The organism is Microvirga roseola, assembly GCF_020866965.1.
Classification (GTDB): Bacteria; Pseudomonadota; Alphaproteobacteria; order Rhizobiales; family Beijerinckiaceae; genus Microvirga; species Microvirga roseola.
In genome coordinates this window covers 1-14,645 of the sequence record NZ_JAJATX010000041.1, presented here as the reverse complement: position 1 = coordinate 14,645, position 14,645 = coordinate 1, and the positions used below count along the sequence as shown (strand labels likewise).

The 14,645-nt window shown below is 64.5% G+C and carries 12 protein-coding genes and 1 pseudogene; 4 read left to right on the top strand and 9 right to left on the bottom strand.

Features of this window, described 5'->3' with window-relative positions; all coding sequences use genetic code 11:
- Positions 1-467: 467 nt before the first annotated feature.
- Positions 468-1,847 (bottom strand): amidase, encoded by a 1,380-nt coding sequence (locus LG661_RS18135; protein WP_230533308.1) that lies wholly within the window; start codon positions 1,845-1,847, stop codon positions 468-470.
- A 270-nt stretch (positions 1,848-2,117) separates the two neighbouring features.
- On the opposite strand from LG661_RS18135, the gene LG661_RS18130 reads away from it, so the two are divergent.
- From LG661_RS18130 to LG661_RS18115, 4 genes are all read left to right on the top strand, one after another.
- Positions 2,118-2,465, top strand: coding sequence for a Rossmann-fold NAD(P)-binding domain-containing protein (locus tag LG661_RS18130; protein WP_230533288.1), 348 nt, complete (start codon positions 2,118-2,120; stop codon positions 2,463-2,465).
- 163 nt (positions 2,466-2,628) lie between these two features.
- Positions 2,629-3,360 carry a Crp/Fnr family transcriptional regulator gene (locus LG661_RS18125; RefSeq protein ID WP_230533287.1) on the top strand — a complete coding sequence of 244 codons (732 nt, stop codon included), beginning with the start codon at positions 2,629-2,631 and terminating at the stop codon, positions 3,358-3,360.
- 161 nt (positions 3,361-3,521) lie between these two features.
- On the top strand, positions 3,522-3,809 hold the full coding sequence (locus LG661_RS18120) for a hypothetical protein (protein WP_230533286.1): 288 nt from the start codon (positions 3,522-3,524) through the stop codon (positions 3,807-3,809).
- Positions 3,810-3,969: 160 nt separating this feature from the next.
- Complete coding sequence (locus LG661_RS18115) at positions 3,970-4,398, top strand: hypothetical protein (protein WP_230533285.1); 429 nt, start codon at positions 3,970-3,972, stop codon at positions 4,396-4,398.
- A 278-nt stretch (positions 4,399-4,676) separates the two neighbouring features.
- Here the strand turns inward: LG661_RS18115 and LG661_RS18110 are convergent, their stop codons facing one another.
- From LG661_RS18110 to LG661_RS18075, 8 genes and pseudogenes are all read right to left on the bottom strand, one after another.
- Positions 4,677-5,708, bottom strand: coding sequence for a collagen-like protein (locus tag LG661_RS18110; protein ID WP_230533284.1), 1,032 nt, complete (start codon positions 5,706-5,708; stop codon positions 4,677-4,679).
- A gap of 167 nt (positions 5,709-5,875) precedes the next feature.
- Positions 5,876-6,487, bottom strand: a complete 612-nt coding sequence (locus tag LG661_RS18105) for an alpha/beta hydrolase (RefSeq protein ID WP_230533283.1) — start codon at positions 6,485-6,487, stop codon at positions 5,876-5,878.
- 57 nt (positions 6,488-6,544) lie between these two features.
- Positions 6,545-7,477, bottom strand: coding sequence for a ring-cleaving dioxygenase (locus LG661_RS18100; protein ID WP_230533282.1), 933 nt, complete (start codon positions 7,475-7,477; stop codon positions 6,545-6,547).
- A gap of 187 nt (positions 7,478-7,664) precedes the next feature.
- A pseudogene (locus tag LG661_RS18095) lies at positions 7,665-9,193 on the bottom strand (malonate--CoA ligase).
- 169 nt (positions 9,194-9,362) lie between these two features.
- Positions 9,363-9,893 carry an ankyrin repeat domain-containing protein gene (locus LG661_RS18090; protein WP_230533281.1) on the bottom strand — a complete coding sequence of 177 codons (531 nt, stop codon included), beginning with the start codon at positions 9,891-9,893 and terminating at the stop codon, positions 9,363-9,365.
- A gap of 128 nt (positions 9,894-10,021) precedes the next feature.
- Entirely contained in the window at positions 10,022-11,242 is a 1,221-nt protein-coding gene (locus tag LG661_RS18085) for a multidrug effflux MFS transporter (RefSeq protein ID WP_230533280.1), read from the bottom strand.
- 185 nt (positions 11,243-11,427) lie between these two features.
- Positions 11,428-12,495, bottom strand: a complete 1,068-nt coding sequence (locus tag LG661_RS18080; RefSeq protein WP_230533279.1) for a patatin-like phospholipase family protein — start codon at positions 12,493-12,495, stop codon at positions 11,428-11,430.
- 764 nt (positions 12,496-13,259) lie between these two features.
- Positions 13,260-13,991 (bottom strand): phosphatase PAP2 family protein, encoded by a 732-nt coding sequence (locus LG661_RS18075; protein WP_230533278.1) that lies wholly within the window; start codon positions 13,989-13,991, stop codon positions 13,260-13,262.
- Positions 13,992-14,645: the final 654 nt, after the last annotated feature.

Below are 14,645 nucleotides of genomic sequence, written 5' to 3'. Positions count from 1 at the left end.
GCCGCCGGGGATGACAGGGCATTCGATGTCAAAGAGCAGCACCTTCGGGTCCGGAGCCTGTTGGCTCCGAGCCTGAAGGGTTGAGGGGGCGCGAGAGGCGTCCGGCTCGAAACTGGTGGAAGATGGAAAGAGCCGGGTGGCCCCTCGCGCACGGCTTTTTTAGGCGGTCCATCACCCGGTGCCGGATGCGACTGGCCTCCCGTCGGGAGCGCGTGCGTATCGCCCTCCCGCAGGACCGTGCCTGCTCCCGTTCTTGCGACGCCCCGCGAGCGCGCCCCTCGTGGAGCAGATCTGACCTACCTATAGCAAAGCTTGTCCCCACAGTCAAGAACAAAATGAGAACATTCCTTCGGGATCACCAGCACTGGGCCGGGGACGACGGGGGTCGGCGTCAGTTCTGGGGAGTGTCATTCCCGGCCGAAGCGCAGCGGAGGGGAAGGGAATCCCGAGAGCCGTTGCGCCGCTACTCACAGCTTCGGCCAGGGCCTCTTGTCCGGGCAGATGCGCTCCCAGGCCTGGGAGAGACGAAGAACGCCCGTGTCGTCGAAGCGCCGCCCGACGATCTGGAGGCCGATGGGCAGCCCCTCGGCGGTGAAGCCCGCATTCACGGAAGCGGCGGGCTGGTCGGACATGTTGAAGGCGACCGTATAGCCGATATGCTCGAACGGCTCCTCCGGGTCGTGGATCGGAGAGGCCAGCTCGGCGGCATAGGCGACGCATGGGGCCACGGGCGAGATGACGAAATCGAAACGATGGGTCGCGGCCACAGCCGCATGCCGCATTTCCATCATCTGGCTCATGCCGTGATAGACCTGCGCTCCGGTGAGCGCCCTGCCGCCTTCAGCCCATTGCAGGATATAGGGCAGCACGCGGGCGCGCTCCTCGTCGCTGAGCGCACCGATATCGGACCAGGCGCGCTGGCGCCAGAAATCGTCGAGCCCGTCGAGCATTTCGCGGGTGATGAAGGGCCCCACCTCCTCGATGATCGCGCCCGCATCGGCAAAGGCCTTGGCAGCGGCCTCGACGGCAATTTTGATCTCGGGCGCGAGCTTCATGCCGATGCCTGCCTCCATCATCAAGCCGATCCTCAGTCCCTTGAGGTCGGTATCGAGATCGAGCCACGGCAGGTCCTGGTAGGGTAGGCTCATCGGATCGCGGACATCAGGCCGCGAGAGGCTTCGCATCATCAGCGCGGCGTCGCGAACCGTCCGCGTCATCGGTCCAGCCACGCGCCCGTAATAGGTCGGGTCGATGGGGATGCGGCCGAAGCTGGGTTTGAGGCCGAACACGCCGCACCAGGCAGCCGGCAGGCGGATCGAGCCGCCGATATCCGTGCCAATGTGAAACGGTCCGTAACCCGCCGCCGCCGCGGCCCCCGCCCCCGCCGAACTGCCGCCGGGGTTCTTTGTCGTGTCCCACGGATTGCGGGCCAGGGGATGGAAGCTCGAAAGCCCCGACGAGAGCATGCCGTAATCCGGCATCGTGGTCTTGGCGAGAATGACGACACCGTCCTCGCGCAGCCGCGCGGAAGGGGGCGCATCCTCGGCGGCAGGAACGAGCGGACGCGCCGCCGTGCCCAGCGGCACGGGCGTGCCCTTCGTCGCGATGTTCTCCTTGATCGTCGCAGGAATGCCGTCGAGCGCCCTCGCCTCTCCGCTCATCCAGCGCCGCTCGGAAGCGTGGGCGGCTTGCAGCGCCGCCTCGGGATCGAAGGCGTATAGCGCCTGGAGCTTCGGCTCGCAGGACTCGACGCGTGCGATGACAGCCTTCACGACCTCGACCGGGGATGCCTGCTTGCTGGCATAGGCGGCAAGCATGTCGGGACCTGACCAGTCGGCCATGTCCATCGGAACATCAGGACGCGCCGGATACGAAGAGGATTGTGCGGTCAAACGAGGTTCTCCCTGGGCTTGCTGACGGAATCGGCCGACGCCATGCTGCGCCAAGGCTCTTCGGGCGTAAACCGGCTCGCCGCGCTTCCAGTGCATGGCTGCTCCCGTAGCCACTGGCGCACGCACGGGAACAGGGACGGCTTCTTATCCCATCGGACTACCGTGGACGATCTCGACGGGACGGGAGCCGGCTCCATATATTCCGTACCGACCGGATCGGATTTCATGATCGCGCCATCTCGATCCTCAGCGCCGACAGCGCTTCTCGATTGCTTCGACAGACCTGCGCGTGCGCTCATTGTCGGGGCGTCGGGCGGAATCGGACAGGCGCTGATCGACCACCTCACGGCGGAAAACTTCGAGACCGTTCACGCCCCTGAGGCCATCTGCATCGCCTTCCACCCCGGCACGGTAGAGACGCCGCTCAGCGAGCCGTTCCGCTCCGGCTTGAACCCGGAGACGCTTTCCAAGCCCGCAGACGCCGCAGAACGCATGCTGAGGGTGATCGACAACCTGACGCCTGCCGATTCCGGGCACTTCTTCGCCTGGGACGGACAAAGGATTCCATTCTGATAATGGGAGGGATTGTGGACGAGAGGCAACGCGAGCATTCCCCACCCAATTCCATTCCGATTCTCACAGGCTGTTTGACAACCCCATTCGCATACGAGAGGTTGTGAAACAGAATGAATTCTCACCTGGGACAGCAGCAATGCAAGAGCGGCGGGACCTTGCCATGAGACACGGCTCAAAGGCGGCCGACCACCGGGCCAATCGGCTGCTTGCCGCTCTGGACGCGCAGGACCTCCAGTGGCTCGAACCCCATCTCGAAATCGTGGAGCTGACGAGAGGAAAAGTCGTCTACGAGACCGGCGAGGTCGTCCGGTATGCCTATTTCCCCCACGACACCATCGTCTCCCTCGTCACCGTTCTCCGGAACGGCGGCACGGTGGAGGTGGCCGCCTTCGGCCGCGAAGGCGCTTTCGGGTTCATCAGCGCACTCGTGACCCGGCAGTCCTTCGGCCGCTACATCGCGCAGTTCGCCGGCACCGCCTCCCGACTGCCCGTGGAGCGCCTGTACGAAGCAACGAGCCGGCGTCCCAGAGTGAGAGACCTGCTCCTGCGCTTTACCGAAGCGCTCCTGACGCAATCGCTGCAGACCATCGCCTGCAATGCGGTCCATAGCGTCGAAGCGCGCTGTTGCCGGTGGATCCTGAGCACCCGTGACCGCATGGAAAGGGACAAGCTGCCCCTCACCCATGAGCTTCTGGCCGAGATGCTCGGCGTCCAGCGCTCGACCGTCAGCAGCGTCGTGCGCTCCCTCCAGCTGGCGGGCCTGATCCAGCAGGGGCGAGGCGTCATCACGGTCGTGAACAGGAGCGGGCTCGAGGAGGCAGCGTGCGAATGCTATTCCGTCATGCGCGGCAGCTTCGAAAAGCTACTGCCCCTCACCTACCCGAAGGGCTGACCGGGTAAGACCGGAGGGGGATGGCCGCTATCTCTACGGCAGAGCGGCCGGACCGGAACCATCAGACACAAGTTTTTTCTTCTCTGTCGGGTTCCCAACAGACGAGGCAGTACCAGCTTAGTATCGTCTCAAGTATTAACGCAATGTTAACGAGGGGATGCATGAACGATACTTCGTTTCAAAACTATAGGTCGGGCAGGGAGACACCCCTCCCGAAGATGTATTCTTCCGACCTCCAGCCTTTACTCCAATCGCTATTATCGACACTTGCCAATATTGACTTCGAGTATGAATGCGAGCGCGAGAAGATCGGCAAGAGCTCGCCTGATATCAACTTCAAGATCAGGATCCTGGAAAGACTGAAAGCCCAACACCGGGAGCGGCGCGAGCCCTACATCCGGCAGCTGGCGGTCCTGCAGGAACGCATCCTCGATTTCCAGTCCAAGTAGAACAACGGGACGCGTCCGGTCGCGCGAGCAAAAACAAGATGCGGCCGAGAACAAATAAAATCAGTCCTTTGGGGGCAAATACAACCAAGATCACCGGATCGCATGAGGCAACTCATCAGATCTGAGCCGATAAGGTTCCACCTTGAGGGAATGAAGCCAAATGACTGATGAAGAGATTGAAGTCGTTGCCGAGGAGCTCGCCAAGATCGGCGGCGTCGCCTGGTATCCGGGGCGCGAGAAAGGCACCCTCATGAGGGTGGTCTGCGACCGCTATCGCGATCGCGCACGAATCGCCATTGCGGCTCTCGACCGCCACCGGGCTCTGAACCCTCCCTCCCCTTCGCAGGAGACAGGACTGAAGCCGGCCAATGACTCGGCTCCTCCGCGTTCATCGGACGACATCAAGCCAGGGTCCACGGTGATCTACAGGCCTCCGGGCGACCGCCGGGCCTATTCCTGCCGGGTCGTAGAGATCGAGGGCAATCGCGCCTATCTCGCGCCTATCCTCAGGGCGTGCACGGATTGGGTCTCCATCGAGCACCTCATGCCTTCGACCGCCGAGATCGAAAAGTCAGCGGCGCACGAATAAGTCGTCCTCCGCCTCTTCAACGACAGAGACAGCCTTTCGCCTGCGCGAGAGGCTTCGCCCGCCCCCGATATCCCTCATGAGACATCCGATGTTCAAAGGCCATTGGACACTTTCCATCCTCATTGCCGCCTCCGCGCTCGCCCTCGTCATCAAGGCCGCAGCGGACCTTCCTGCCTGAAGCTCTTTCCCATCCAGCGAAACGTAAAAGAGGGCGGCTCCACCTGGTGAAGCCGCCCTCGTCGTCAGTCCCTTGCATTCGGCCGCCGAGCGCGGCCGCGTCACTTCCTGGCGCAGATCGCCCGGGCCCGCATCGAGCTGGCATTCTCGTCCGACGAGAGGCAGTAGATGCTGGTCTCGTCCATGACGAGTTGGTCGCCGCGATTGCACGTGCCGTTGATCGGGTATTCGTCGTCGCCGCACCGGGCCGCACAGCGCCCGCCGGCCTCACATTGCTGCACGAGAACCCGCAGGATGGTGCCGGCGGCTCCCGCCTTGCCTTCCGGTCCCTGAGGTCCGGGCGGGCCAGGTGGTCCCGCCATTCCCGTCGGACCGGCCGGGCCAGCAGGCCCGACGGGTCCTGCAGGCCCCACGGGCCCGGCAGGGCCGGCCTGACCATCGGCGCCTGCCGGCCCCTGAGGACCGGCGGGACCCGGCTCTCCCGGCTCGCCTCGCGGACCAGGGGCGCCTTGCGGACCCTGCGGTCCCTGATGCCCCGCCAATCCCTGGGGCCCCTGAGGACCGGGCGGGCCGGCAGGTCCCTCAGGACCGGGAGGGCCGGCCGGGCCTTCGGGTCCGGGAAGGGCATTGGCCGATCCTTCGCCGGCAGGGCCGGGAGGCCCCGGAGGGCCAGGAGGACCTTGCGCGCCATCCGCGCCTGCCGGACCTTGAGGTCCGGGATCTCCCTTCGGGCCGGCCTCGCCCCGAGGCCCGGGCACACCTTGCGGACCGGGCGGTCCCTGGAGTCCCGGATCGCCTTTGGGACCGGGAGGCCCCTCGATGGCCGGCTGCTCGACGGCGGCGGGAATCAGCGCCTCCCCTTTCGGCCCTTCGGGGCCCTGCTGGCCGCAGAAGCCGATCACCGCCTCTCGCTGCTCTTCGTCCGCCTCGAGGGTCACGATGCAGGAGGCCGGATGATAGCCCAACCGGAAGATGAAGCGCCCGTTGGCATCCGTCGCCGTCTCGTGTTTCCCGTCGAGGGTCACGGTGGTCTGGCGCGGTCTCGTCAGCCGGCCGAGGATCCGCAATTCACCATTGGTGATCATGGCCTGATCGACCAGGATCTCGGCCCCCGCCGGGCTCGCGCCCAGCACCAAAGCAACACCTAACAACCAACGCCTGACCATTGAGCGCACTCCCCGCCATTTATGGTCCAGCTTCACCCTCGGAGTGACCCAGCGTCAATTCCGGCTTAGTTGCGCAACGGTGGTAGGCGCGCTCTCAAAAGATCTACGCGAAAAGGGCATGCGGCAGGCGGGCGTCAGATCTTCTCGATCCATTCCTTCGCGAGGATCACATCCGACTGGGAGAGCCCATGGCCCACCGGCAGGATGCGGTGCTCGACCCGGGCCCCCGCCTCCGACAGCAGGGCGGCGAGCCGCCCGGCATTCTCGGGCGGGATGAGGGGATCGGCGGCCCCCGAGAGCACGAGGACGGGCTTTCCCCGAAGATCGGCGACGGGCGGATCCTGCAGCGGGACCATGGCCCGCAACAGGACCGCGCCCGCGAGAACCTCGGGCCGCAACTGCAGCACCGCGGCGGCGATATTCGCGCCGTTGGAGAAGCCCGCCGCGATGGGAGCGGCGAGATCATAGGCCTTGCGGGCCTCCTCCACGAAGTCGGCGAGCTCGTGGGCGCGCAGGCGCACATCCTCCTCGTCGAAGACGCCCTCCGCCAGGCGGCGGAAGAAACGGGGCATGCCCCCTTCAAGCACGTTGCCACGCGGCGACAGCCTGGCAGATCCCGGCGCGATCATGCGCCCGAGCGGAAGGAGATCGTTCTCGTCGCCGCCCGTGCCGTGCAGCAGCAGAAGCGGCGGCGGGCCCGGCTCAGGCGCAGGCTCGTAGCGATGGGTGAAGGACAGGTCTGTCATGGCGGTTCTCGCAAGAGGGCCTTCCCGGCCCTTGATCAGAATGCGGCGGAAGATGGATCAGGCCACTTCGGGCAGGACGGCTTCGATCGATGCGCGCCGGGCCTCGAGAAAGGGCGGCAGCTTCAGGGCCCCACCCAGCCTTTCGGCAGGCTCATCGACCGCAAAGCCCGGCTCGTCGGTCGCGATCTCGAACAGGACTCCGCCGGGCTCGCGGAAATAGACCGACCGGAAGTAGTTGCGGTCCTTCTGCTCCGTGGGGCGGATGCCGTGGTGCGCGATGAGCTTCTGGACCATCTCGTCCTGCACCGCGTCGCTCGCGGCGCGGAAGGCGACGTGATGGACCGTGCCCGCTCCAGGACGGCCCTGCAGGAAGCCGCCTGCCTCGCGCAGATCCACGATGCCGCCCAGCGCCGTATCACCAGCCCTGAAGCGGGCGAGCGAGCCTTCCCGGGCGATCTCCGCGAAGCCGAGCACATCCGTCAGGATCGCACCGGTCGGCACCGCCTCCTTGAGCAGCAGGCTGACGCCGTGCAGGCCCCGGATCGCATGCTCGGCGGGCACATCGCCGCCGCTCCAGGCCGGTTCGCCCTCGATCCCCGGCACGGCGACAAGCGCGAGCCTCATGCCGTCGGGATCCTTGAAGGCGAGCACGCTCTCGCCGAAGCGCCTCTCCGGGTTTTCATGCGGCACGCCCTTCTCGACCAGCCGGTGCATCCAGTAGCCGATGGAGCCCTCCGGCACCCGGAAGACAGTCTCTTGCGTCTCCCCGATCCCGAGGCGTCCGGGCGCAGCATGCTCCCAGGGAAAGAAAGTCAGGATCGTGCCGGGCCGCCCCGCCTCGTCCCCGTAATAGAAATGATAGGTGCCGGGATCGTCGAAATTGACGGTCTTCTTGACCAGCCGAAGCCCGAGCGTGCGGGTGTAGAATTCGAGGTTGCGGCGCGCGGGCCCTGCGATGGCGGTGACGTGGTGAATGCCGTTCTGCCTCATGATCGAGCCCTCCGACGGGGGCGAGAGCCGCCTCCCGGATGGATCAGAGATAAGCTGAACCGCCTTCAGCGCCAGACGGATCTCCTTGCGTCGCCGCAATCCCGATCATGCATTCCGAGCGGCCGGCCGATCCCGGTGCGGAGGCCTTCCCGGAAGATACCGTAGAAGGATGTGCCGTCCTTCAAAGCTAGGAGGCCCGAGCCGGCGGATCGTAGAGATCGGCAAACTGCTCGCGCAGCACGTTCTTCTGCACCTTGCCCATGGTGTTGCGCGGCAGTTCCTCGACGAAGACGACGCGTTTGGGCAGCTTGAACTTTGCGAGGCGGCCATCGAGGGCCGCGAGGACAGCCTTCTCGTCCACCGTCGCCCCCTTGGTGCGGACAACGATTGCGGTCACGCCCTCGCCGAGATCCTTGTGCGGAACGCCAATCACGGCGCTCTCGAACACACCCGGAACGGCGTCGATCTCGTCCTCGATCTCCTTCGGATAGACATTGAAGCCGCCGGTGATCACCAGATCCTTGCCACGCCCCAGGATATGCACATAGCCGCGCTCGTCCATTCTGCCGAGATCGCCCGTGATGAAGAAGCCGTCGGGTCGGAACTCGGACGCAGTCTTCTCCGGCATGCGCCAGTAGCCCTTGAACACGTTGGGGCCCTTCACCTCGATCATGCCGATGCTGCCTGCACCCAGTTCCTCTCCGGTTTCAGGATGGGTGATACGCACCGACACTCCAGGGAGAGGCAGGCCGACGGCGCCGGGCACCCGGTCTCCATCGTAGGGATTGGAGGTGTTCATGTTGGTCTCGGTCATCCCGTACCGCTCGAGAATGGCGTGACCGGTCCGCGTGCTCCAATCGCGATGGGTTTCGGCGAGCAAAGGCGCGGAGCCGGACACGAACAGGCGCATCCCGGATGTCGCCTCCCTGGTCAGGCCAGGATGCTGCAAGAGGCGGACGTAAAAGGTCGGGACGCCCATTAGGGCCGTGGCGCGGGGCATCAGCGCAAGGATCTCGTCCGCGTCGAACTTCGGCAGGAAGATCATCGACGCGCCGGAGAACAGGGTCACGTTGCTGGCCACGAACAGCCCGTGAGTGTGATAGATCGGCAGGGCGTGGATCAGCACATCGTCTGCGCTGAAGCGCCAGGCGTCCTTCAGGGTCAGGGCATTGGACACGAGATTGTCGTGGGTCAGCATCGCGCCTTTCGAGCGACCGGTCGTGCCTGACGTATAAAGGATCGCAGCAAGGTCATCGCCCGCTCTCGGCACCGTCTCGAACCGCTCGGGCGCAGCTGCGGCGGCCTCGGCGAGGGTGCCCTGCCCTCCGGCATCGAGCGTTTCGACCGACGCTCCGATCTTTGCGGCGAGCTGCTCGATCCCGCTGCGCTTGGCAGGATCGCAGACGATCAGCGAGGGCTCCGCATCGCCGATGAAGTACGCGAGCTCCGCCAGCATATAGGCGGTATTGAGGGGAAGATAGATCGCCCCGCCCGGACTGTCGCCAGGTACAGGACGAGAGCCGGAACCGACTTCTCCACCTGGACCGCAACTCGGTCGCCGGGCTTGACGCCGCGGGCTGTCAGCACATTGGCCAACCGGCCCGAGAGGGCGATCAGGTCGCCATAGCCGATCGTCTCGCCTGCGGGCGTCGTGATCGCCACCTTGCTGCGGTCGACAATTGAGCGCTCAAGCAGTTCGAACAGGTTTGCAGTCACGACGGGAACTCCGGCACAGGGGCAAGGATGGAATCGGCGATGGAAATGCGGGTCTGCAATTCCGGTCAGCGCCAGATCACACGATGGAGGGCCTGCCCGCAAGGCACCAGGCGCTGGAGGCGCAGCCTCGCCATCGTCCCGGTCCCCTCGCTCCGCCCACCGGAACCGCCTATTTCTTCGCCAGCTGGGCCAGTTGGTCCGGCGTGTCGGGAGCCCCCATCGTCCGGGCTGCCGCTTCGGCCGTCAGGCCTTGAGCGTCGCGGGCATGAATGTCCGCTCCATGGACGACAAGAAGCTCGACGATTTCGGTCCGGTTGAACATCGCCGAGACCATCAGCGCGGTCCGGCCGTCGGGCCCGCTGCCATTGACATTTGCCCCCTGCTCCAGAAGCAGCCGGACAATCCTCGCATCCCCCTTGAAGGCTGCTCCGGCAAGGGGCGTCTGCCCCCGGTCGTTCGCCAATTCCGGATCGCCACCGCGCTCGAGAAGAAGCTGCGCCAGCTCTGCATGACCATGATAGCAGGCCAGCATGAGGAGGCTGTCCCCCTTCTCGTTGCGCAGGTTCGGAGGGAGCCCCATGTCCAGCAGCTGCGCCATCTCTCCCGTGTGGCCCGCCCGTGTGTGCTGGAAGACCCTTTGTGCGAAGGCGATGGTCTCCTCGTCGAGAACTGGCGGCTGATGCGGATCTTCGTTCTGCATGGCGGTCTCCGGCGGAGGTCTCAAAAGGGGCTCCAGTAGAATACGGCGAATGGCCTCGTCAGAGGCCTGGACGAGAAACCACGAGCCATGGCCGGAGGCTCCCCAAGAAGCCTCCCTTTTGCGCCAATTCACCTGACGGGGGACGATCTGGTCCGGTCGCGAACCAGTCCGAATGAGGCGACGGCCAGCAGTGAAGAGACGGCCATGATGACCAGCAAAGGCCAGAGCGATGTCTGGAGCATGGCGCCGACAATGGGCGCCACGAGCGCGCCGAACCCGATCTGAATGCTCCCCGTCAGGCCGGCGGCGGCCCCGGCCAGTTCCGGCTTCACGCTCACCGCCCCGGCAATGCCGCTCGGCAGGACGAGGCCGTTCCCCATCCCGATGAAGAACATCGGCCCGAACAGGGCGATCGGATGGAACAGGCCGAGGGCGAACGCCGCAGCCATGGCTGCGATGCTGGCCAGGGCCAGGGACGTGCCGATCAGGATCATCCGATTCAGCCCGATCCGGCCTGCCAGGCGACCCGTGGCGAAGTTGCCGAGAATGTAGCCGCTCGGCACGATGGCGAAATAGAAGCCGTATTCCGCGGGACTGCGCTCCATGAGCTCGATCATCACGAACGGGGCGCCTGCGACGAAGGCGAAGAACATGGCCGAGACGAAGCTGGTCACCAGCGTGTAGCCCCAGAACAGGCGGGACCGGACGAGACTTCTGTAGCCGCGCAGGAGGTCGCGAGCGGATTCCGCCGAGCCGCGGTTGTGGTTCGTCTCATAGAGCTGCCATGCAGCAAACAGCAGCGCGAGCGCACCGAAAGCCGTCAGGAAGGCGAAAGAGGCGCGCCAGTCGAAGTACGATTCCAGCACACCACCGACGGAGGGCGCGATCATGGGAGCGACCGCCATGCCCATGGTGACATAGCCGATCATGCTGGCCACCTGATCGCGCCCATAGAGATCCCTGACGATGGCGCGGCTGAGGGTGATGCCCGCACAGCCGCCCAGGGCCTGCACGACACGGCCGAAGATCAGCGCGCCGACGCTCTGGGCCATAAAGCAGATGAGCGAGCCCAGAACGAACACGGCCAGACCGATCAGGAGCACGGGCCGCCGTCCGAACCGGTCCGAAAGCGGGCCGACGATCAACTGCCCGAGCGCCATGGCGGCAAGATAGAGGGACAGGGTGAGCTGAATGGTGGTGAAGCCGACCCCGAAGGCCCGCGCCATGCCGGGCATGGATGGCAAATACATGTTGATGCCGAGAGGGCTGGCGGCCGAAACGGCGATGAGCAGCGCAATGAACGAGAGCTTGGGAGCGGGCTGCGCTGCCGCAGCGGAAATGGAGGTCATGGCCTTAAGGGGACTTTCGGAGGCGGTCGACATCCGAAGGTATTGGCCCGGATGCCGGCGGTTGCTGTTCTAGCTAGCTCACAACTGAGGCTTTGTGAGGCCTCACAGTCTTGCAGTCGGTGCACGACAGGCATGCCGCAGACAGCCGCAGCCTGCAAGGGCTTGGTCTTGCAAGCGAGCGCAGGTCACTCGTAGGCCCGTCTCAGATCCAGCGTGCTTTCATGGCCGATGGCCTCGTAGTTCGCCGCCAGCCATTCACGGGCAGCCCGGCGCCCGAGATCCTTCAGCTGCTTGAAGAACTCCCACCGGGCATCGAGGCGAGACGATGCCGTGAACTCATCGAGAGCCGAGCCGCCATGGACCCGGTGCATGCGGACCCGCTTGTAGTCCGTCGTGGACAGCTTGCCCTCGTCGATCAGCCGGGTCACGAACTCCACGGCCCTGAGCTCATGGAGCAGGTTCGCATTGAACGTGATCTCGGTCAGCCGGTTGCGGATCTCCTCCGCCGTGCGCGGGGTCGAGCGGCGTTCGATCGGGTTGATCTGGACCAGCAGGATGTCGTCGGTCTCGGTTTCGTAGAAGAGCGGGAACAGGGCCGGATTGCCCGTGTACCCTCCGTCCCAATACGGCTCACCCTCGATCTCGATGGCCTTGAAGACCGTCGGCAGGCAGGCGGAGGCCAGGACGTGATCGACGGTCAGCTCGGGCCCGGTGAAGACCCGGACCTTGCCGGACCAGACACTGGTGGCGGATACGAAGAGCTTCGTATCCGTGCAGGCCCGCACCCGGCCGAAGTCGATCAGTTCGGCGAGGGCGTCCTTCAGGGGATTGATGTCGAGCGGATTCAGGTCGTAGGGGCCCGCAACCCTGGACCAGGCGCCCGTCCACAGATCCATCGGGAGCGGTCCTGCGCCCCAATGGTGCAGGAACCGGTCGAAGAGAGAGCGCTGGAGCGGCGAGAGAACTCCGTCGAGGCTGACCCGCTTCCAGAACTGACGCAGTTGCGCGCGGGCCCCGTCGCTTCCGCCCGCAAGCCAGCCCTCCATGAGAACGACCGCGTTCACGGCTCCGGCGCTGGCTCCGGTGATCGCCTCGATACCGAGGCGACCGTCCTCCAGAAGGTAGTCGAGGATACCCCATGTGAAGGCGCCGTGCGCTCCGCCGCCCTGAAGCGCCAGGGAGACCGTTTTCGCCGTCCTCGGACCGATCAGGCCTCGAGGAGCGGTGATTTTTCTCCCGGCGCGTCCGGTCATTACGGGCTCCAGCGTCAAAAGAGCGGATTTCGGCCCCTAAGGAAACATGGGAGCCTGCCGATTTCCAAGGCCTGTCGACGGATCCTGCTACCGAGAACGGTCGCGCGGCAGGTATTCGTAGCGCCGCAGATCGCGCCGATCCCGGACCTCGATGCCGGGCGGCGTCACGTAATGGGGAGAGAAATCATCCCGACCGCGCGCGTGATCCGGGCGGCGCCCGTCAGGGCGACGGCCGTAGCGATGCGGCCTATAATCATCCCGGTCACGATCGAACCATGCATCATCGTGGTGTCTATAGTCCCTGCCGTGATGGCGGGGCCAATCGTAGGGATGCTTGCGCCAGCGCCTGGGTCCTTCAAAGCGGCGTCCATAGAACCGCGGTTCACCGAGGAAGTGACGCCCGGAGTGCGGGCGCGCATCATAGTAGTACGGTCCGCCATGAAACCGCGGACCGTGTCCGAACCGCGGACCATGCCCGAATCCCCTTCCCTCTGACCCGACATGCCACATGGATGGGTCGCTGGCTCCCCAACCGGCTCCTGGTCCCCCGAGCGCACCGGCAGAGGCCGACGCCGCCATGAAAGAGAGGCTGGCCGTCGTGAGCGCAAGAGCCAGGGCCCATTTCTTGAACATGTAACCCCCTGGCTATGCCGGCCAATGCGGTTCGGGAAGGAAGTCCCTGCCAGAGACATATAGTCCCGTTCCTCCGGCGATCCATGCTGTAACGGAATACGCGGAGGAATATGTCAGGCCAACTTACCTCTCTACGATGCTCTCGACCGGTGAAGTGCTATCAGGACGGCAGCCAACCACGCAGCTCCGATAAGTGTCCCTGCGAGAATGTCGCTGGGCCAGTGCGCTCCCATGCGAATTCTCCCTGCAACGACCATGAACTGCAGGAGCACAACACAAAGCACGGCAAGAGCCCGCTCGGCGCGACTTGCGGAGGCATGAAACCAGAAAGCGGCGAGAAGCCCATAGCAGAAGACCGTTTGAGCCGCATGCCCTGAGGGGAAGGCATTCAGAAAACCGGGAGACAAAAGCCCGTTGGCGATATCATCCGGCCGCTCCCGATGCCAAACCGTCCAACCCACCTGCACGATCAGCTTGATCCCGACATAGCCCACGACGACGCTGAGTGCTTGGAGCGGTCGATAGGTCCATGCCGACCAGCCTGCGGCAAGCACAAGAAGCGGTATGATGAAGTGGCTGTATCCCGGAGCCTGAGCCCAGACCGCGCTGGAGAGAGGGAGAGGCAGATGCGCTTCAAGCCATAAAAGAGCATTTCTCTCCCAAGAAAGCGCGCCAACCTGCTCCAGATGCTGCCCGATCAAGCTGAGTGCAGCCATGAGACTGCAAGCGAAAGCGAACCCGACGCCGGTCAACACAAACCAGCGGCGCCGTACGGACGGGTCAAGATCCTGCCAGCCTTTCCAGAAGCATTGCTTCGTTCGCTGCAGCAGCGCGGAAATCACCATCTTGCTTTTGACTTGCATCCGAACCCGCCAGAGGTGCCTGCGGCTTCACTCCTTCACCTTCCTGCCGGCGCGGAGCCCTGTTTCATGGTTTCTGGTCGAGAAGCCCCCTCCTTCCGGATGCCGCCCTAGACCGCAACGCCGAGGAATCCGAATAGCAGGACGACAGCAACGATTCATGAGTAGACCCGTTCGAGCCGGGCATTTCGTTGCTGACCGGCCGAGAAGCTTGCCACGGTCACGTGGAGCAACGGATGCATCAGGAGAACGTTGCCCGCTGATGGATTTTTGGTACGGAGACAGACAGTCTTCCGCCAAGCTCCGGTGGCGAGGACAGGCGGGAAGCGAGAGCAGATGCGCTTGCTGCAGGACTTCGGCCCGGAACCGTTCATGCAAGAGATATTGGCTGGTCCGGGGCGCTCATCCGACAGCATTGGGAACTGTAGGGCGCTTCCACAAGCATGTGTCGGATCCTTGGGCATAGTTCCAGCAGTGCCTGTCGCACCTGCAGGTATCCCGACCACTCCTGGGATCATAGAGAATGTCTCTGAGTTTCCTATCAGAAGATCATGCTCACGAAGAACCATGGAGGAGTTCATGCTTCGGATCGGAATTGCCGCTCTCGGTACCTGGTCTGCCTCCTGAGAAGTGATCCTCCCTGAAGTATGGCTTATG

Excerpts from the sequence above, each read along its gene's own strand:
- LG661_RS18135 (WP_230533308.1), bottom strand. The coding sequence starts at position 1,847 with ATGGACATGGCCGACTGGTCAGGTCCCGACATGCTTGCCGCCTATGCC.
- LG661_RS18130 (WP_230533288.1), top strand. The coding sequence starts at position 2,118 with ATGATCGCGCCATCTCGATCCTCAGCGCCGACAGCGCTTCTCGATTGC.
- LG661_RS18125 (WP_230533287.1), top strand. The coding sequence starts at position 2,629 with ATGAGACACGGCTCAAAGGCGGCCGACCACCGGGCCAATCGGCTGCTT.
- LG661_RS18120 (WP_230533286.1), top strand. The coding sequence starts at position 3,522 with ATGAACGATACTTCGTTTCAAAACTATAGGTCGGGCAGGGAGACACCC.
- LG661_RS18115 (WP_230533285.1), top strand. The coding sequence starts at position 3,970 with ATGACTGATGAAGAGATTGAAGTCGTTGCCGAGGAGCTCGCCAAGATC.
- LG661_RS18105 (WP_230533283.1), bottom strand. The coding sequence starts at position 6,487 with ATGACAGACCTGTCCTTCACCCATCGCTACGAGCCTGCGCCTGAGCCG.
- LG661_RS18100 (WP_230533282.1), bottom strand. The coding sequence starts at position 7,477 with ATGAGGCAGAACGGCATTCACCACGTCACCGCCATCGCAGGGCCCGCG.
- LG661_RS18090 (WP_230533281.1), bottom strand. The coding sequence starts at position 9,893 with ATGCAGAACGAAGATCCGCATCAGCCGCCAGTTCTCGACGAGGAGACC.
- LG661_RS18085 (WP_230533280.1), bottom strand. The coding sequence starts at position 11,242 with ATGACCTCCATTTCCGCTGCGGCAGCGCAGCCCGCTCCCAAGCTCTCG.
- LG661_RS18080 (WP_230533279.1), bottom strand. The coding sequence starts at position 12,495 with ATGACCGGACGCGCCGGGAGAAAAATCACCGCTCCTCGAGGCCTGATC.
- LG661_RS18075 (WP_230533278.1), bottom strand. The coding sequence starts at position 13,991 with ATGCAAGTCAAAAGCAAGATGGTGATTTCCGCGCTGCTGCAGCGAACG.